Raw genomic sequence first — 18,823 nt, forward strand, 5'->3', positions numbered from 1 at the left:
GAGCAAGAATGAGCGACGAAGAGAAAAAACCTGCCCGCAAGCCGCTGACCCTTAAGGGCGCGCAGCCGGGCGAGGTCAAGCAGACCTTCAGCCACGGACGCACCAACAAGGTGGCGGTCGAGGTGAAGCGCCGCCGCAAGCTCGTCAAACCTGGCGAGGCGGCACCTGCTCCCGCGCCTGCACCGGCTCCCGAACCGGAAGCCGCGCCTGCTCCTGCTCCCGCAGCCAAGAAGCCTGCGCCCAAGAAGCCGGCCGCCGATGCGGAAACCCCGCAGGAACGCGTCGCCCGGCTCCAGCGTGAGGCCGAGGAAGCGCGCCTGAAGATGGCCGAAGAGGCCCGAAAGCGCGACGAGCAGCAGGCGAAGAAGGCTGCCGAAGACGAGAAAAAGCGCGCCGAAGACAATCGCAAGGCCGAGGAAGAAGCTGCCAAGGAGGCGAAGAAGCCCAAGAAGGAAGCTCCGGCCGAAACCGTCGCGGAAGAACCTGCTGCAACGCAAGAACCCGCAGCCGAAGCTACTCCGACCCCGGCAGCGCGCAAGTTTACGCCCGTCAAGCGTCCGGAAATCAAGAAGCCGGAACGCAAGAAGAAAGAAGACAAGGCTGCGCGCACTCCGGAAAGTCCGGACAAGCGCCGTTCAGGCAAGCTTACCGTCAACAAGGCGCTCAACGAGGACGAAGGCCGTCGCGCCCGCAGCCTCGCCGCGCTGAAGCGTGCGCGTGAAAAGGAACGTCGCCTGCAGGGTGGCGGTTCGAACAAGCCGCGTGAAAAGCAGGTCCGTGACGTTGTCGTTCCCGAAGCTATCACTGTCGGCGAACTGGCCAAGCGTATGGGCGAGAAGGGTGCCGACCTCGTGAAGGAACTCTTCAATCTCGACATGATGGTCACCGTCAACCAGACGATCGACCAGGATACGGCGGAACTGCTCGTCGAACAGTTCGGCCACAACATCCAGAAGGTCTCCGAGGCGGATGTCGACATCACCAATAATGAAGATGTCGATCCGGAAGAAACGCTCAAGCCGCGTCCGCCGGTCGTCACCATCATGGGTCACGTCGATCACGGTAAGACGAGCCTGCTTGACGCGCTTCGCGGGGCCAACGTGGTCAAAGGCGAAGCCGGAGGCATTACGCAGCATATCGGCAGCTACCAGGTGAAGACGAAGGGGGGCGACGAGATCACCTTCCTCGATACGCCGGGCCACGCCGCCTTCACCGAAATGCGACAGCGTGGTGCCAATGTCACGGACATCGTCGTGCTGGTTGTGGCCGCCGATGACGGTATCATGCCGCAGACGATCGAGGCCATCAATCACACCAAGGCTGCAGGTGTCCCGATGATCGTTGCGATCAACAAGATGGACAAGCCTGAAGCCAATCCGGACAACATCCGCAACCGCCTGCTCGAACACGAAGTGATCGTGGAATCGATGTCGGGCGATGTGCAGGACGTGGAAATCTCCGCAAAGGAGAAGACCGGACTCGATGAACTGCTCGAGAAGATCGCGCTCCAGGCCGAACTGCTGGAACTGAAGGCAAACCCCGACCGCATGGCGGAAGCCACCGTGATCGAGGCGCAGCTCGACAAGGGCCGCGGCCCGGTCGCTACCGTGCTCATCACGCGCGGTACGCTGGAGCGTGGCAACACCTTCGTCGTCGGCACCGAAAGCGGGCGCGTCCGCGCGATCGTCAACGACCAGGGCAAGCAGATCAAGAAGGCCGGCCCTTCGATGCCTGTCGAAGTCCTCGGGCTCGGCGGCGTGCCGAGTGCCGGTGACGTCCTGACGGTTGTTGAAAACGAACAGCGTGCCCGTGAAGTGGCCGAGTATCGCCAGGAAAAGGCGACCGAGAAGCGCACCGCGCTTGCTCCGACCAGCTTCGACACGATGTTCAACAACCTCGCTGCCAACGTCATCGAATTCCCCGTTCTGGTGAAGGCCGACGTGCAGGGTTCGGTCGAGGCAATCACGACCGCGCTGCACAATCTCTCGAACGACGAGATCAAGGTCCGCGTCCTGCATGCAGGCGTCGGCGCGATCACGGAAAGCGACGTTTCGCTGGCCGCTGCGTCGAATGCCCCGATTATCGGCTTCAATGTTCGTCCGAATGCCAAGGCACGCGAACTGGTGAAGCGCGACGGCGTCGAGATGAAATATTACGACGTCATCTATCACCTGACCGAGGAAATCGCGAAGGAGATGGCAGGCGAGCTGGGTCCGGAGCGGATCGAACACGTCGTCGGCCGTGCCGCGGTCAAGGAAGTGTTCCGTTCGGGCAAGAAGGACAAGGCAGCAGGCCTCCTGGTCGAGGAAGGCGTCATCCGCAAGGGGCTGCACGCACGCCTCACGCGCGAAGATGTTATCGTCTCGGCCACGACCATCGCCTCGCTGCGCCGCTTCAAGGACGATGTGGACGAAGTCCGCACGGGTCTCGAATGCGGTGTGGTCCTTGCCGACACCAACGACATCCAGCCGGGCGATCAGCTCGAGGTGTTCGAGGTCGAGGAGCGTGAACGCACGCTGTGAGGAATACCGAGAAGGAACGCCCGCATAACCAAGGTGCCGCCCACGCGGACCTGATGGGTGTCGAGTTCGACTGCTTCGATGCGGAGCGTGAGGAAATCACGCTCCGCTTCACGGCGCCGGACAGCTTCATCACGCCGCGCGGTACCGTGCAGGGCGGGCTTGTCGCAGGTTTCCTCGACGAGGTCATGGGCTGGGCCCATGTCTGGGCTACCGACCACGAGGAAGCACCGCTCAACCTCGACATCACCATGACGCTGATCCGTCCGGTGATGGCCGGGCCGCTGGTAGGTAAGGGCCGTGTGATCAAGCGTGGTCGCCGGGTGATCTATCTCGAAGGCGAGTTGTTCGACGACGCGGGCAACTTGCTTGCGCGTTCATCCAGCACCGCTATCCCGACGCCGAGACCCACAGGAAAAGACTGATGGCCAAGCACCAGCAATCGACCTCGGAACAGCAATCGGTTCGCGTCCTCAAGGTAGGCGAACGGGTGCGCCACATCTTGTCCGAATTACTCGCGCGCGGCGAAGCGCATGACGATGTGCTGCGCGCGCATAACATCGCTGTGACCGAAGTGCGGATGACGCCCGACCTGCGCAATGCGAAAGCTTATGTGAAACCCTTGCTCGGCAAGGACGAGGCAGAGGTTCTGAAGGCACTGCGCACAAACACGGCTTTCTTCCAGAAAGAAGTGGCGCAGCGCCTCGGCCTCAAATTCGCGCCGAAACTGACTTTCCAGCCCGATGAAAGCTTCGACGAGGCCGACCGGATCGAACAGCTGCTGTCCGACCCCAAGGTCGCACGCGACCTCGGGGACGAAGAGTAATCCTTACTGCATGATCGCCGGGGCTACGGCTTCCGGCAGCGAGTAGGCGACCGGAGCATCGGGCCCGAGCGGGATGCCGAGGTAGAACCAGCCCACGATCAGCAGGACGCCCGAAATCAGCAGCCATACCGAGTAAGGCAGCATCATCGCGGTCAGGCTACCGAGGCCGAAGTCCTTCTGCCAACGCTGGGCGAAGACCAGGATCAGCGGGAAATAGACCATCAGCGGCGTGATGATGTTGGTCGCGCTGTCACCCACGCGGTAGGCCGCCGTTGCACCTTCCGGGCTGATCCCGAGCAGCATGAGCATCGGCACGAGGATGGGGGCAAGCAGCGCCCATTTCGCGCTGGCCGAGCCGACGAACAGGTTCAGCAGGCCCGCAAAGATCACCATCAGTCCGAGCACGAGCGGCAGGGGCAGGCCCGTGCTCTCGATCCCCGCAGCGCCGTGGACGGCGGTGATGAGGCCGAGGTTGGACCAGCCGAACATTGCGACGAAGTGCGCGGCAGCGAAGGCGAGGACGAGGTAGTACCCCATGTCCTTCATGCTTTCGGCCATCATGTTGACGAGATCGCGGTGGTCCTTGATCGTGCCGACCGCGCGGCCATAGGCCCAACCGGTCAGGAGGAAGAGCAGGAAGAAGCCCGCCACCAGCGACTGGTAGAGCGGCCGCAATTCGGTGTGGATCGAACAATCGGCAGCCGGAATGCCTTCGCAGGCGGCTTCGTCGACCAGCGGAGTTCCCGGAGCGAAGACCATCAGCGCCCACAGGCCGACCACGAACAGAGCGGCGAGACCTGCGGCGCGCAGGCCCTTGCTGGCCTTATCTTCGTCGACTTCGGCAGGTGCGTCGTCACCCGCACCGGCAACTGCACCCTTGGTCCAGGCGCCAAGACGGGGTTCGATCACCTTGTCGGTGACGTACCAGATGATCGGCAGGTACAGCACGGTCATCGCCACGATGAAGTACCAGTTGCCTGCGATGTTTGCGGTCCAGCTGGGGTCGAGCGCGCTGGCGCCGACCGCTTCCTCGGTGATGCCGAACAGCAGCGCATCGAGCTGACCCGGCGAGACGTTGGCGGAGAAACCGCCCGAAACACCGGCGAAGGCAGCTGCGATACCGGCGAGGGGATGGCGTCCGGCAGCTGCAAACAGGATGCCTGCCAGTGGGATGAGGACGACATAACCTGCGTCTGCGGCGTGGTTGCCGATCATGGCGACCAGCGCGACCACGGGGGTCAGCAAGGCTTTCGGAGCGCTCTTGACCGCTTTCGACATGCCTGCAGCAAAGAAACCGGATCGTTCGGCGACACCTGCGCCCAGCATGACGACGAGGACATAGCCGAGCGGGTGGAAGTGGGTGAACGTCTTGGGCATTTCGACCCAAAGCCGCTGGATGTTCTCCGGCGACAACAGGCTGACCGCCTCGATGACCAGCGCACTTCCGGTGTTTTCATCGAGCGCGGTGGGGTGTTGGGCCGTCAGGCCAGACACCGCTGCGATCACGGAAACGATTACCAGTGCGATGATCAGGTAGAAGAATATGAATACCGGATCCGGCAGTTTGTTGCCTGTGCGCTCCACCCATCCGAGGATGCCCGTCTGCGTATTGGGTGCGGTACTCGCCTCTGCCATCGGAAATCCCTGTCGCTTGTCTTTTTCTGCGGTCGGGGCGTCATCCCCAATCCTGTCTGACGGCCTCCTTAACAGCTGTGGCCGCCCGCGCTAGGGCAAGCCATGGCCAAGCTGTATTTCTATTTTGCCAGCATGAACGCGGGGAAGAGCTCGACCTTGCTCCAGACCGCGTTCAACTATGGCGAACGCGGAATGCGAGTGTCCTTGTGGACCGCCGCACTCGACGACCGTCCAGGTTTCGGCGCGATTTCCAGCCGTATCGGCCTGGCGAGCGATGCCAATCGCTTCGAGCCGCAGACCGATATCGCCGCGCACGTTCTGGCCGAACATGCCGAGACGCCGCTCGCCTGCGTGCTGGTCGACGAAGCGCAGTTCCTGACACCCGCCCAGGTCTGGCAACTGGCAAGGCTGGCCGACGAGGCGGGAATTCCCGTCCTTTGCTATGGCCTGCGTACGGATTTCCAGGGCGAGCTGTTTCCCGGCTCCGCCACCTTGCTCGGCATTGCGGACAAGCTGGTCGAGATGAAGGCGGTTTGCGATTGCGGGCGCAAGGCGACGATGAACCTGCGGGTCGATGCAAACGGCAAGGCGGTCAGCGAAGGCGCACAGACCGAAATCGGCGGCAACGACCGCTACGTCGCCATGTGTCGCAGGCATTTTTCGCAGGCGCTGGAGCAATAGGGGTGCGCAGGCGCACTCTGCACCCTATCTTGGTTCGATGACGGAAACACTCATTCTCGCGGCGATCCTTATCCCGTGCCTGATCATCGCCATCGTGTTTCACGAGGTGGCGCATGGCTGGGCGGCGCTCGCGCTGGGGGATCCCACGGCAAAAGAGAAGCGCAGGCTATCCTTTAACCCGATCCGCCATGTCGATCCGATTGGCACCCTGCTCGTACCGGGAGCGCTTGCCTTGTTCGGCGGGCCGGTCTTCGGTTGGGCAAAGCCGGTCCCGGTCAATCCCCGTCGCCTCGACAATCCGCGTTACGGGATGATGGCGGTCGCAGCGGCCGGACCCGGGATGAACATCGCCCTCGCATTTCTGGCTGCGATCATCGTCGGGATTGCCGCGGCTTTCGCGACCAATTGGGGAACGTCATTGCCGGAATGGGCGCTGACTGCATTCACCTATTTCATTCTCATCAATACCTTTCTCGCCCTGTTCAACCTTCTGCCCATCCCGCCGTTCGACGGCTCCCATATCCTTGGCGGCCTCTTGCCGCAAAAATGGGCGAGGCACTGGCAAAAGCTCCAGGCGCTGGGGATGACGCTGATCTTGGTCATTATCGCGGCTGCATGGATTTTCCCGGAGGCGCGGTGGATCGAGAAAACGATCTGGCCCACGGTCATGTGGATCATGGAATTCTTCGCGGGCATCGCGCAGTCGGTCGAACTGGCGCTATCCTGATGGACCTGCAAAAACCCGCCCCGCACGGCTGGATCGTGCTCGACAAGCCGCGCGGGCTGGGCTCGACGCAGGCCGTCGGCATGGTCAAGCGGGTCCTGCGCCAAGGCGGCCATGCCAAGACCAAGGTCGGCCACGGCGGCACGCTCGATCCGCTGGCCGAAGGCGTGTTGCCGATCGCGCTCGGCGAGGCGACCAAGCTGGCCGGGCGAATGCTCGATGCCAGCAAGATTTACGAGTTTACGATCCAGTTTGGCGAGGAGACCGACACGCTCGACACCGAAGGTGAAGTGATCCAGCGTAGCGACCGCCGCCCTCCGATGGTCGCAATCGCTGCGGTGCTGCAGCACTTCACCGGAGAGATCGAGCAGATCCCGCCCAAATATTCCGCTCTCAAGATCGACGGCAAGCGTGCCTACGACCTCGCCCGTGCCGGCGAAGAGGTGGAGATGAAGACCCGGCGCGTCACGATCCACAGCCTGACCATGGCGGGGGAGCGCGAGGATCCCGAGCTGCGGTCTGCCTTCCAGACTGGCGCAGGGCGTCCGGACCCTTACGATGTGGCAGCTCCGCTGGAACTTGCGGAAGCCGTGACGCTGACAGCGCATGTGTCGAAAGGGACATACATCCGCGCTCTTGCACGGGACATCGCGCGTGCGCTTGGAAGTGTCGGCCATGTTACCTATCTCAGGCGCATCAAGGCTGGCCCCTTCCATCAAAATCAGGCGATTTCGCTGGACAAGCTGGAGGAAATCGCTAAGGGCGCGCCTCTTGAATACCTACTCCTGCCGCTAGAGGCGGGGCTGGACGACATCCCGGCTCTTCCCCTCGATCCCGACAGCGCGCAGGCGGTCCGCCAGGGCCGGGTATTGTCGGAACTGCCCCACACCGACGGGCTCTATTTTGCGAAGCTGGAGGATACTCCCGTTGCGCTGGTGGAACTTATCGGAGGGACGGCCAAGGTCGTCCGGGGCTTCAACCTACCGGATGTCGCGGAGTAGAATGAATATGACGATTACCGCCGAGAAGAAGCAAGAGATCATCAAGGACAACGCGCAGGCAGACGGCGACACCGGTTCGCCCGAAGTACAGGTCGCGATCCTGACGGAACGTATCCGCAACCTGACGGATCACTTCAAGGCCAACCACAAGGACAACCACTCGCGTCGCGGCCTTCTGATGATGGTCAACAAGCGCCGTAACCTCCTCGCCTATCTCAAGAAGAAGGATGTGGAGCGTTACAACGCCCTGATCGCGAAGCTGGGTCTTCGTAAGTAAGAGTTTCGAGAAGGGCGGCTCGGCAAGGGTCGCCCTTCTTCGCATTTGGCCCCCTGCGCAATCCGGCACAGGAGCTTCAATGAGGCAGTACACTACGCCTCGCACCGGACCGGGACGGATTACCCGGCACAAGTAGGCCCCGCTCCGCAATATGGCGGCCCGCGGGTTCATAAGGAAAATACATGTTCGACAAGAAAACCGTATCGATTGAATGGGGCGGAAAAACCCTCACTCTCGAAACCGGTCAGATCGCCCGTCAGGCTGACGGCGCCGTGCTGGCCACCTATGGCGAAACCGTGGTGCTCTGCGCCGTGACCGCCGCCAAGAGTGTACGCGAAGGGCAGGATTTCTTCCCGCTGACCGTCCACTACCAGGAAAAATTCTCCGCCGCGGGCCGTATCCCGGGCGGCTTCTTCAAGCGCGAAGGCCGCGCCACGGAGAAGGAAACGCTGACCTCCCGTCTGATCGACCGCCCCGTGCGTCCGCTCTTCCCGGAAGGCTTCTACAACGAAATCAACGTCATCGCGCAGGTCCTGTCCTATGACGGCGAGACCGAACCCGATATCGTCGCGATGATCGCCGCTTCGGCTGCACTGACCATCTCGGGCGTGCCCTTCATGGGTCCGATCGGCGCGGCACGCGTCGGCTTCTCGAACGACGGCGAATACATCCTCAACCCGAGCCTGGGCGATGCGCTTGGCGAAGACGGTCGTCTCGACCTCGTCGTCGCTGCGACGCAGGACGCGGTGATGATGGTCGAATCCGAAGCCAAGGAACTGACCGAGGAAGAAATGCTCGGCGCAATCATGTTCGCGCATGAGGAAAGCCGCAAGGTCATCGGCGCGATCATCGATCTTGCCGAACAGGCTGCCAAGGATCCGTGGGAAGTCGACATGTCCGACGACACCTCGGCCATCAAGGAAAAGCTGCGCGGCATCGTCGGCAACGACATCGCAGCTGCCTACAAGCTGACCGACAAGTCGGCCCGTTCGGACGCGCTCAACGAAGCACGCGCCAAGGCCAAGGAAGCTTTCGCAGAGGAAGAACCGCAGACGCAGATGGTCGCCAACAAGGCGGTCAAGAAGCTGGAAGCGGAAATCGTTCGCGGCGCCATCCTGAAGGACGGCCAGCGTATCGACGGCCGTAAGCTCGACCAGGTTCGCCCGATCGAAGCCATGGTCGGCCTGCTGCCCCGTACGCACGGTTCGGCCCTGTTCACGCGCGGTGAAACGCAGGCAATCTGCACCACCACGCTGGGCACCAAGGATGCTGAGCAGATGATCGACGGTCTCGAAGGCCTGTCGTACAACCACTTCATGCTGCACTATAACTTCCCGCCCTATTCGGTCGGCGAAGTTGGTCGCTTCGGCTTCACCAGCCGCCGCGAAACCGGTCACGGCAAGCTCGCATGGCGCGCGCTGCACCCGGTGCTGCCGAGCCATGAAGACTTCCCGTATACCATCCGTATCCTGTCGGACATCACCGAGTCGAACGGCTCGTCCTCGATGGCGACCGTTTGCGGTGGCTGTCTGTCGATGATGGACGCCGGCGTACCGATCGATCGTCCCGTTTCCGGTATCGCCATGGGCCTGATCCTCGAAGGCGACGACTTTGCCGTTCTGTCGGATATCCTGGGTGACGAAGATCACCTCGGCGACATGGACTTCAAGGTTGCCGGTTCGGAAAGCGGCATCACCTCGCTGCAGATGGACATCAAGGTTGCCGGCATCACGCAGGAAATCATGACCAAGGCGCTCGAACAGGCGAAGGCCGGCCGTGCGCACATCCTTGGCGAGATGACCAAGGCGCTTTCGGGTGCTCGCGGTGAAGTGTCCAAGCACGCTCCGCGTATCGAAACGATGCAAATCGACAAGTCGAAGATCCGCGACGTCATCGGTACGGGCGGCAAGGTCATCCGCGAAATCGTCGCCGAAACCGGTGCCAAGGTCGACATCGACGACGAGGGCGTGATCAAGATCAGCTCCTCGAACGCCGACGAGATCGCCGCAGCGCGTGCGTGGATCGAAGGCATCGTCGAAGAGGCGGAAGTCGGCAAGATCTACAACGGCAAGGTCGTCAACATCGTCGACTTCGGCGCATTCGTGAACTTCATGGGCGGCAAGGACGGTCTCGTCCATGTCAGCGAAATGAAGAACGAACGCGTGGAAAAGCCGACCGACGTCGTGTCGGAAGGCCAGGAAGTTAAGGTCAAGGTCCTCGAGATCGACCAGCGCGGCAAGGTCCGCCTGTCGATGCGCGTGGTCGACCAGGAAACCGGCGAAGAGCTGGAAGACACCCGCCCGCCGCGCGAACCGCGTGGTGATCGTGGTGACCGCGGCCCGCGTGGCGGCGGCGGTGGTCGCGGCGGCGATCGTCGTGGCGGCCGTGGCGGTCCCCGTCGCGATCGCGGTGACCGGGACGGCGGAAACAAGGACGGTGGCGGTGAAGCCCACGTCCCTGACTTCCTCAAGGACTGATCCGGCAACAGCCGATTGAAGAGGGGCCGCGGGGAAACCTGCGGCCCTTTTTTCATGCCCGGGCCCGGTGTGCTATGGTCGCGTCCGGATGGCGCCGCAGCACAACGCGCGAGTCGTCTCATCAAGGATTACTGGTCGCATAGGTGTCGCCGGGTCGCTTAACCGCATGAGGGAGAGCGAAGATGAGCGAACAAATCGATATGGCCAGGGTCGAGGAACTGGCCGGCAAGGTAATCGGCGACGTGGCCGGCGCACTCAGCCTGTACATGGCATATCTGGGCGACCAGACCGGCGTATTCGAAGCGATGGACGAATTGGGACGCGTGTCCGTTTCGCAGCTTGCCGAGCATACCGGCATGAACGAGAAATACCTGCACCAATGGCTCGGTTCGGTCAGTGCGGCGGGTTACGTGAATTTCCATCCGGAGGACGAGACCTTTTCCATCAGTCCGGAACAGGCGCTGATTTTTTCGCGCGAAGGCCAACCTGCCTGCATGCAGGGCTTTATCCAGGCCGTAGTGTCGCAATATGAAAGCCACGAGAAGGCGGTGAAAACCTTCAAAAGCGGGAAGGGGCGCCCCTGGAGCGACCAGAGCGAATGCTGTTTCTGCGGCACCGATCGCTTCTTCCGGCCCGGTTATGCGGCGAACCTGACCAACGAATGGATACCCGCCCTCGACGGAGTGGAGGAAAAGCTCAAGGCTGGAGCAAAGATTGCCGATATCGGCTGCGGGCATGGTTCATCGGCCATATTGATGGCTCAGGCCTATCCGAAATCGACCGTCCACGGATACGACTTTCACGAACCATCGATCGAGGAAGCCAGACGCAAGGCAAAGGCTGCCGGCGTCGACAATGTGCAGTTCGAAGTGGCCTCGGCGCAGGATTATCCCGGCGAAGGTTATGATTTCGCGTGCATCTTCGATGCGCTGCACGACATGGGCGACCCGGTCGGAGCATCGCGCCATATTCGCGAAACGCTGAAGGAGGACGGGACCTTCATGCTGGTGGAGCCGATGGCCGGCGACAGCATGGCCGATAACATGCATCCTCTTGGCCAGATATTCTACGCCTTCTCGACCACGGTTTGCACGCCCGCGTCGCTGGCACAGGATGTGGGCCTTGGCCTGGGCGCCCAGGCGGGACAACAGCGGCTTACCGGAGTGCTGAACAAAGCGGGCTTCGGAAAGGTGCGCCGTGCGTCGGAAACGCCGACCAACATGGTTCTCGAAGTGACCGGCTAGCTATCGCTGGCGAGACATAGACGCTATCGGGGCGGTCAAATCGAACTGGAGATCCCGATGCTACCGCGCGAAACCGTCGCCACTGCCGAAGTGCCCAATGGCGAAACGCTGACCCTGATCAGTCATGGACGCGATTTCATCATCATGGTGGGGCGCGACGAACTGATGGGAACGCGCATGCAGTTCAGCGAGGAACAGCTTGCCGAACTGACACTGGCAGAACTCGACAAGTCCGATCCGCTCGTGCTGATCGGCGGCTACGGCATGGGATTCACCTTCCGCAAGGCGCTGGAGAAGGCGAGCGAACGTGCGCAGATCGTCGTGGCGGAAGTCGTGCCGGAAATCCTGGAATGGGCCGAGGGGCCGCTCTCCGAACTGACCGGAGACACCCTGTCCGATCCGCGCGGGGAAGTGGTCCTGTGCGACGTCGCAGCGCTGATCGACGATGCGAACGACGGGACCTGCGAGAAGTGGGACGCGATCCTCCTCGACGTCGATAACGGGCCGGATGGGATCGTGCGCGATGGCAACCAGCGTCTTTACTCGACTACCGGCCTCGGCAAGGCCCGCGACGCGTTGCGTCCCGGGGGTATTCTCGCCGTCTGGTCCGCGGCACCCGATTTCAAGTTCAGCCGCAGATTGAAGGAAGCGGGCTTCGATGTCGAAGAACGCCGTGTCCGCGCCCGGCCCAACAACAAGGGGCCGCACCACACCATCTGGTTCGCGCGCAAGCGCTAGGCACTATTGGCGCCCTACGCGACCTGCGTCAGCGGCGTGCTAGCGGGGAGGAACTCGGTAAGGGCGACGCTGCGATCCCGGCCGGCTTCTTTTGCTGCATAGAGCGCCTTGTCGGCACGGCTCATGGCGGTTGAGAGCGTGTCGGTCCTCGACATCGCCGTCAGGCCGGCGCTGGCCGTGACCGGTAGGCTCATCTCCGGAACTGAAATGCGCACGGCGCTGGTGATACGGCAGCGCGCTTTCTCCGCGATATTCTGCCAGTCGTCTCCATAGACGAGGATGACGAATTCCTCACCGCCCAAGCGTGCGACGAAGACGTCTTCGGACCTCAAGGCCTGTGCCGCGGCGACAAGCACACGGTCGCCCATTTCGTGACCGAAGGTATCGTTCACGAGCTTGAAGTGGTCGCAATCGATCAGCGCGAGCCCTGCCGGCCTGCGCGCGGTGTCGAAAGCGAGGTGCTGGTCCAGCCCGCGCCGGTTGGCGATATTGGTCAGCGGATCGATCAGCATGAGTTGTTCGGCGGCCTCGATGTTGGCCAGCGCGCGGTCCCGCTCCAGCTTGATGCGACCGAAACCGTACATGATGCCGAGGAAAGTGATGACGAGGTCGAACGACAATGCCGTAAGCACCAGTCGCGGCCAGTGCGGAATGGTCTCCCTGGCGAAGAATTCATAAGCGAAAGCACCGAGGCCCAGCAGCACGAGCGGCCCCCAGACGATCGCCTGCAACTTGGCGACGCGGCTGTGACGTCGGATGGCTGCGAGAAGGCTATTGCCGAGCAGGAAGCTCGCGGTCAGCAGTGCGAAGTCGTGCAGCTGGTGGAAAATCGGCCAGCTCGTACCGAGAAACGTCGCGGCTGAAGCAAAGATGCCCAGAGGAAGAATATACCACAGATGCCTGCGATGGGGTCCGAGATCGATGTGCGGTTCGACATATGTCGCAAAGAAGGGGCCGGTACACGCTACACCGAGGGCCAGCGCGACTTCCCCAAGGCCGCGGTTATCCAGTCCTGCGATCAGCCCTTCGGCAGGGCCAGGCGAGAGCAGCGCAATCGTCATTGCGGCGAAGCAGGCGATACGCAGGGCGCACCACAAGAGATAGTCGCGGCGGACGAATGGATAGAGGGCCAGCGACGTTACGCTGACCACTATCGCTATTCCCATAAAGGCGCCGAATGACGCGCTTGCCCAATCCATGACGATCCTTGTCCTCGAACGTGTCCGTTAACAAAGGACACACTCCCCTTTTCGCAGGAAGAGGTGACAGGGTGGTCAATCGATATGGTTTAGGGCGAGGAAAGATTTCGCGAAGGATGGCGGTTTTCTACCATTCTTCGCGAAATTTAGGTCTTTAGATTTTGGCACGATAACCCATGCCGGTCCGCTTAACGGACGCGCGGACCGCCAAAGGGAAGGGGCGGAGGGGGACGGCGTGCACCACGGGGTAGCTGTGCCTGGTAAGCCCGTCCGCAATGCTCGACGCAATAGGGGAAGCCTGGGTTCACCGCTTCGCCGCAGAAATGGAAATCGGGTTCGCCCGGGTGACCCATGGGCCAGCGGCAAACCTTGTCGGACAGGTCCAGCAGGCTGGTCTTGTCAGCGATCGACGGATCGGGCTTTGCCGGGACCAGCCGGCGCGGCGGCGCTGGCGGGATCGGCGGCTGCTGGTCACCAGGACCCTGGCGCAGGAAGCCACCCGGTCCGACCGAGACGATCTTGGGCAGGTCGGGTGTCTTGTTGGGCAGCGGCTGCGAAGGGCTCGCGTCCGAGCGTGCGGCGGTTGCGGCAGGCGTGGGCGCGGCTGCAGGTGCGGTTGCGGCAGGCTTGGCGGGCTTCGCCGCTACGCGCGGCGCCGCTTTCTTGGGCGCAGGCTTCGGTGCCGGCTTTGCAGCCTTTTTCTTTTCGCCGCTCTTCACGGGCGAGGGCCGGGATTTGAGGCCGAGGCGGTGTGCCTTGCCGATCACCGCGTTGCGACTGACGCCGCCGAGTTCTTCGGCGATCTGGCTGGCGGTGGAGCCGCCTTCCCACATCTTCTTCAGCGTCGCGATCCGTTCGTCGGTCCAGCTCATACCTAATCCGTATTCCTTACATGGCCCGACGTAGCTTGCCAGCCGGGATGCTTGGCCCTAGGCGCACGCCCATGGCCGATCAAGTCCAACCCGCCAATCCCGCCGTGCCGCAAGGCGATGCTTCGTTCACCGAGAGTAATGCCGGGAGGAAGGGTCGTTTCCCCGCTCGCGGAGTACCGGTGATCACCGGGATAAACCGCATCGGGTTGTGGAGTCTCTATATTAAGGAGGTTCGCCGTTTTCTCAAGGTCCAGACGCAGACGATCTGGGCTCCAGGCGTATCTACCTTCCTCTTTCTGGTGATTTTCACCGTGGCGATGGGCCGCGAAGGGCGTGAAGTGCTTGGCGTGAACTTCGCCACCTTCGTTGCACCGGGGCTGATCGTCATGGGCATGATGCAGAACGCCTTTGCGAATTCCAGCTTTTCGCTCCTGTCCGGCAAAATTCAGGGCACGATCATCGACCTGCTCATGCCACCCCTTTCGGAAGGCGAATTGATGGGCGGCATCGTCGCTGCGGCCGTCACCCGCGCGATTCTCGTCGGAGGCGCGGTTGCCCTGGCGATGGCGTTCTACCCCGGCGTCGACTTGTCGCTGGCACATCCATGGGCGGTCGCCTGGTTCGGCCTGATGGGCGCAGTCTTGCTGGCGCTTCTTGGCCTCCTGGCATCGATCTGGGCGGAAAAGTTCGACCACAACGCGGCAGTCAGCAATTTCGTGATCGCGCCGCTCAGCCTCCTCTCGGGCACATTCTACCTGATCGACAATTTGGCGCCCGTGTTCCAGACGATCAGCCGGTTGAACCCCTTCTTCTACGTGATCAGCGGGTTCCGATTCGGCTTCCTCGGCAAGAGCGACATTGGCGACACCAACGAAGCGGTCATCAATGGCGCGATCGGTCTCGGCATATTCAACCTGGTACTCGCCTTTGCCGTCTACCGCGTGCTCAAATCGGGCTGGAAAATCCGCAACTGATCGATGGTCCGGTTCCGCTGCCGGGCGATTAGGGCTAGATCGCTGGCATGAGCGGCAAAACCCTTCTGCTGGTCGGTGCTGGACACGCGCACCTCGGCGTCATCGACGATATCCGCAAGGACGGTTTGCCCTGCGAGAAGGTGGTAATCGTCGAACCGCGCAAGGCGATGCATTATTCCGGCATGGTGCCCGGCTGGCTGGCGGGGGAATACCGCGCGAGCGAGGCGATGATCCCACTCCAGCCGCTGGTCGAAGAGGCCGGTATCGAGTGGGTCCAGGCTTCGGCGGTGGGCATCGACGCTTCCCGAAAAACCGTCCGCCTGGACACCGGCGATGATATCGCCTTCGACATCTGCTCCATCGCCATTGGCGGGGCCGGCCGTGCGAGACGCGTCCTTGGAGATGACCCCCGCCTTCTCGATATCCGTCCCATCGATCGGTTCGTCGACCGCTGGCGCGACCTGCGCGATGGCGCTGCACCGCCGCGCCGCATCGCTGTCGTGGGCGGCGGGGCAGGTGGGCTGGAACTTGCTATCGGTCTGGCGAATGCGCCCATGCCGAAGAAGACGCGCGTTACCCTGATTGCCGGAGAGGGCGGGCTGTTATCCGATCACGCAGCATCCGTGCAACGCAAGGCACGGGCGGAGCTGGCTGAGCAGGGCATCAGGTTGATAGAGTCCGACGCCTCCTTCGGGGAAGAGGGGCTGTGCGTCGCCGGGGAGGAATTGAAGCCGCCGGAACTGATCGTTGCCGCGATCGGCAGCGGCGCTCCCGCCTGGCCGCGGGAAAGCGGGCTGGCAGTCGACGGCGATGGCTTTATCGAGGTCGACCGGCACCAGAGGTCGTGCAGCCATGCGCACATTTTTGCAGTGGGTGACGTGGCCCGTCGTACGGACCGCAGATTGCCGCATTCAGGTGTGCATGCGGTCTATGCGGGACCGGTGCTTGCCGACAATCTGCGGCGCGCCCTCGATGGTCGGACACCGACCAACACCTATCGCGGCAGGGGAATGGATTTCTACCTCTTCAACACCGGGCGCGGCGAGGCCATCCTGAGCTACGGTCCCGTCGCGCTGAAAACCCGCTGGCTGCGCAAGCTTAAGGACTGGCTGGATCGGCGCTGGATCGACCGGTTTACTCGCTAAGCCGGTTCTCGATGGCTTTCGACAATTCGCGTAGGCGCGCGGCGTTGTAGCCGAGATCGGAAAGACCCACACGGCTGACCGAACGCAGGTCGATCTCGCCATCGCGCACGCGCGCAACGACATCGTCCTTGAAGCCGAACAGGAATGTTTCAGCCACGCCTTCGACGCGTCCGCCTTCGACATCGCTGGTAACTTCGGAGAGTCCGATATCTTCCATGGCGAGCGAAACCGCGACCATCGCATCGCTGGCATCGCCCGAATAGGGGATCGAGGCGAGGTCGGGATAGCTTTCGGCGATGATCTGGGCGTGTGATTGCGAGGCGAGCGGGCCTTCCGTCTCGCTCCACGCGTCCAGTTCGCCAAGCGGCATCGCATAATCGTTGAGCGGATTGGCCGAAGCCTGGGCGCGCTTCTCACGGGTCCAGTCCGTGAACTGCGGCGGATCGGTAACGTCGGTGGCGACATCGTGGATCGGCGGTACGCTTTCCGCAGTAGAGGCGACCGAAGCAAGGCCACCCATCAGGGCGGCGGGAATGGCCAGGGCGAGCGCGGCCTTCCACCATTGGCCGCGCGGACCCTTCCAGAGGATCGCGACGAGTGCGATGACGGCTATCAGCGCTGTGATGCCGATCAGGATCGGACCCCAGCTGCGCACCATCGTCCCCAGCGCAAATCGCCAGTCGATCAGGCCGAACTTGGGGCCGAAGACGGCAGCAGCGAACCAGAGAACCAGCCCGACGGCCAGCCACAGGGCGATTTTCGGCAGCTTCGCAATCATCGCAATTTCTCCCTATCCGCGCCCACGATAGGACGAGACGCCCTGATCGGGAAGCCAAAGGTCGGCAGGCGGAGCGCCGCTCTGCCAGAAAACGTCGATCGGGATGCCGCCGCGCGGATACCAGTATCCGCCGATACGCAGCCAGCGGGGCTTCATTTCCTCGAACAGGCGCTGACCGATACCGACCGTCACGTCTTCATGGAAGCCGTTGTGATTGCGGAAAGAACCGAGGAAGAGCTTGAGGCTCTTGGATTCCACGATCGTCTCGCCAGGGGCATAGTCGATGACGAGGTGCGCAAAATCGGGCTGGCCTGTCACGGGGCACAGCGAGGTGAACTCGGGCGCTGCGAAACGCACCAGGTAAAGCTGGCCGGCTCGCGGATTGGGCACATAATCGAGTTCTGCCTCTTCCGGCGAAGTGGGCAGGGGGCTGTTTTCGCCCAGAAACTTGGGGGTCGGTGTGTCGCTCATGCCGCGCATCTGCCGCGAATGTCGTCCCGGCGCAAGGAGGGGGCTTGGATACGCATCCTTCACCGCCTATTCAGCGCGCCTCCTCGACCAGACCGGCCGTTACCATGAATATGCGTTTTGCCCCTCTCCTTGCTGCCGTGATGCTTGCCCTGCCTGCCTCTGCGGCAGCGCAGGGCGTGCAGGATTTCCAGCTCCCGCCTTCGAACCCCACCCCGACGCCTACTCCGCAGGTGCAGGGCCCGGTGGATGACGAAGCGCCCCTAACGACCCGTCCGCGCGTGATTGAAACAGCACGGCCTACGCCTGCGCCGACGCGGCAAGCCACACCCGCGGCACAAGCCACTCCGCGGCCAACGCCCACGATTACGCCGGAACCGGTCATCGACACGGCGCCGCAGCGGGCTCCGACGCAAACCCCTGTAGTGGGAAGTGCGCGCCCAGCGCCGCCGGCCAGCCAGGCTCCGACGGATGTTATTCCGGACCCGGCTCCGGCAGAAACCGAAGCCACGATAAGCCCGCCGGGCACCGTTTCGCCGCCAATCATCGAGCCGATTGCGCCCGGCGCGCAGGAAGATGCCGCAGCCGAGGACCAGGCAGGTGGGTTTTCCTGGGCGTTCGTTCTTGCCGCACTGGCCGGTTTGATTGCGCTGGGGCTCGCACTCTTCGCGTGGCAGCGCAAGCGTGCAAGTGCGCCGCCGCCAAGGATCGAACGTCCTGTCGTGTCGCCCAAACAGGCGCCCGCAGCTGCGCCGGTAGCAAAGCCCGTTCAGCTGAAGGTGGAGGCCATCAAGCTGACGCTTTCCTTCGCGAATGCGACGCTCGATTACCGTGTGAGCGTGCTGAACCGTTCGACCTCGGCCATGTCGGGCGTTGCGGTTTCGGCGGACCTTGTTTCCGCGCACGGCGACCTTCCGGTCGAACAGCAGGTCGCCTCGCCCGGTCAGGATCTGCCGCAGCAACATGTATTCGAGCGGATCGCGCCGGGCCAGAGCGTGCGCTTCGAAGGCAAGATACAGCTCCCGATCGCCAATGTGCGTCCCTTGCGCCAAGGCGATATGGCCTTGCTGGTCCCGCTGCTGCGGGTAAAGGTCAGCGATGCTCGCGGCGAGCCTAAGGTCCAGACTTTCGTCGTCGGGCAGGGCGAGGCCAACGGTGGCCGTGTGGCCCCCTTCCGCCTCGACGAAGGCTTGCGCAGCTGGAGCCCGATTGCCGCACGCGCTCTCGACTGACATCGACAGTCCAGCGCCTGCGCGCTAGCACGG

Annotated in this window: 18 protein-coding genes; 13 read left to right on the forward strand and 5 right to left on the reverse strand. The window is 62.7% G+C overall.

Features of this window, described 5'->3' with window-relative positions; genetic code table 11:
* Positions 1-8 precede the first annotated feature (8 nt).
* Genes infB through rbfA form a run of 3 tightly spaced genes read left to right on the forward strand, consistent with a single transcriptional unit; the run spans position 9 to position 3,345 of the window.
* On the forward strand, positions 9-2,522 hold the full coding sequence (gene infB / locus CVE41_RS10995) for a translation initiation factor IF-2 (RefSeq protein ID WP_100260691.1): 2,514 nt from the start codon (positions 9-11) through the stop codon (positions 2,520-2,522).
* Entirely contained in the window at positions 2,519-2,944 is a 426-nt protein-coding gene (locus tag CVE41_RS11000; protein WP_332835714.1) for a PaaI family thioesterase, read from the forward strand. The genes infB and CVE41_RS11000 overlap by 4 nt, the downstream gene beginning before the upstream one ends.
* Positions 2,944-3,345 carry a 30S ribosome-binding factor RbfA gene (gene rbfA, locus CVE41_RS11005; protein ID WP_100260692.1) on the forward strand — a complete coding sequence of 134 codons (402 nt, stop codon included), beginning with the start codon at positions 2,944-2,946 and terminating at the stop codon, positions 3,343-3,345. The genes CVE41_RS11000 and rbfA overlap by 1 nt, the downstream gene beginning before the upstream one ends.
* Before the next feature lie 3 nt (positions 3,346-3,348).
* Here rbfA and CVE41_RS11010 read toward each other — a convergent pair whose 3' ends face one another.
* On the reverse strand, positions 3,349-4,980 hold the full coding sequence (locus CVE41_RS11010) for an AbgT family transporter (RefSeq protein ID WP_100260693.1): 1,632 nt from the start codon (positions 4,978-4,980) through the stop codon (positions 3,349-3,351).
* A 102-nt stretch (positions 4,981-5,082) separates the two neighbouring features.
* On the opposite strand from CVE41_RS11010, the gene CVE41_RS11015 reads away from it, so the two are divergent.
* The 7 genes from CVE41_RS11015 to CVE41_RS11045 all read left to right on the forward strand — a co-directional run bounded on the left by CVE41_RS11015 (position 5,083) and on the right by CVE41_RS11045 (position 12,122).
* The gene (locus tag CVE41_RS11015) at positions 5,083-5,661 is read left to right on the forward strand and encodes a thymidine kinase (protein ID WP_100260694.1); all 579 of its coding nucleotides are present in this window, start codon (positions 5,083-5,085) and stop codon (positions 5,659-5,661) included.
* 37 nt (positions 5,662-5,698) lie between these two features.
* On the forward strand, positions 5,699-6,388 hold the full coding sequence (locus CVE41_RS11020) for a site-2 protease family protein (protein WP_100260695.1): 690 nt from the start codon (positions 5,699-5,701) through the stop codon (positions 6,386-6,388).
* Positions 6,388-7,386: a tRNA pseudouridine(55) synthase TruB gene (truB, locus tag CVE41_RS11025; protein ID WP_100260696.1), complete on the forward strand. Its 999-nt coding sequence runs from the start codon at positions 6,388-6,390 to the stop codon at positions 7,384-7,386. The genes CVE41_RS11020 and truB overlap by 1 nt, the downstream gene beginning before the upstream one ends.
* Positions 7,387-7,393: 7 nt before the next feature.
* Positions 7,394-7,663, forward strand: coding sequence for a 30S ribosomal protein S15 (rpsO, locus tag CVE41_RS11030; protein WP_090482753.1), 270 nt, complete (start codon positions 7,394-7,396; stop codon positions 7,661-7,663).
* Positions 7,664-7,845: 182 nt separating this feature from the next.
* Complete coding sequence (gene pnp / locus CVE41_RS11035; protein WP_100260697.1) at positions 7,846-10,140, forward strand: polyribonucleotide nucleotidyltransferase; 2,295 nt, start codon at positions 7,846-7,848, stop codon at positions 10,138-10,140.
* Between the two features lie 182 nt (positions 10,141-10,322).
* Positions 10,323-11,384, forward strand: coding sequence for a class I SAM-dependent methyltransferase (locus tag CVE41_RS11040; RefSeq protein ID WP_100260698.1), 1,062 nt, complete (start codon positions 10,323-10,325; stop codon positions 11,382-11,384).
* 57 nt (positions 11,385-11,441) lie between these two features.
* On the forward strand, positions 11,442-12,122 hold the full coding sequence (locus tag CVE41_RS11045) for a spermidine synthase family protein (RefSeq protein ID WP_100260699.1): 681 nt from the start codon (positions 11,442-11,444) through the stop codon (positions 12,120-12,122).
* Between the two features lie 14 nt (positions 12,123-12,136).
* Here the strand turns inward: CVE41_RS11045 and CVE41_RS11050 are convergent, their stop codons facing one another.
* Together CVE41_RS11050 and CVE41_RS11055 are read right to left on the reverse strand one after the other, a co-directional pair.
* Entirely contained in the window at positions 12,137-13,288 is a 1,152-nt protein-coding gene (locus tag CVE41_RS11050; protein WP_157799494.1) for a GGDEF domain-containing protein, read from the reverse strand.
* A gap of 221 nt (positions 13,289-13,509) precedes the next feature.
* Positions 13,510-14,193 (reverse strand): GcrA family cell cycle regulator, encoded by a 684-nt coding sequence (locus CVE41_RS11055; RefSeq protein ID WP_100260701.1) that lies wholly within the window; start codon positions 14,191-14,193, stop codon positions 13,510-13,512.
* A 71-nt stretch (positions 14,194-14,264) separates the two neighbouring features.
* Between CVE41_RS11055 and CVE41_RS11060 the strand changes: the two genes are divergently transcribed.
* Positions 14,265-15,167 (forward strand): ABC transporter permease, encoded by a 903-nt coding sequence (locus CVE41_RS11060; protein WP_100260702.1) that lies wholly within the window; start codon positions 14,265-14,267, stop codon positions 15,165-15,167.
* Between the two features lie 47 nt (positions 15,168-15,214).
* Entirely contained in the window at positions 15,215-16,312 is a 1,098-nt protein-coding gene (locus tag CVE41_RS11065) for an FAD-dependent oxidoreductase (protein ID WP_100260703.1), read from the forward strand.
* On the opposite strand, the gene CVE41_RS11070 is transcribed toward CVE41_RS11065, so the two are convergent.
* Together CVE41_RS11070 and queF are read right to left on the reverse strand one after the other, a co-directional pair.
* A complete protein-coding gene (locus tag CVE41_RS11070; RefSeq protein ID WP_100260704.1) occupies positions 16,302-17,090 on the reverse strand; it encodes a DUF1499 domain-containing protein in 789 nt (262 codons plus the stop codon). The two genes, CVE41_RS11065 and CVE41_RS11070, sit on opposite strands and share 11 nt — an antisense overlap.
* 12 nt (positions 17,091-17,102) lie before the next feature.
* Positions 17,103-17,561, reverse strand: a complete 459-nt coding sequence (gene queF, locus CVE41_RS11075) for a preQ(1) synthase (protein ID WP_100261496.1) — start codon at positions 17,559-17,561, stop codon at positions 17,103-17,105.
* Between the two features lie 104 nt (positions 17,562-17,665).
* On the opposite strand from queF, the gene CVE41_RS11080 reads away from it, so the two are divergent.
* Positions 17,666-18,790, forward strand: a complete 1,125-nt coding sequence (locus CVE41_RS11080; protein ID WP_100260705.1) for a hypothetical protein — start codon at positions 17,666-17,668, stop codon at positions 18,788-18,790.
* Positions 18,791-18,823 lie beyond the last annotated feature (33 nt).

Origin of the sequence: Qipengyuania seohaensis, assembly GCF_002795865.1 — a bacterium.
Lineage (GTDB): Bacteria > Pseudomonadota > Alphaproteobacteria > Sphingomonadales > Sphingomonadaceae > Qipengyuania > Qipengyuania seohaensis.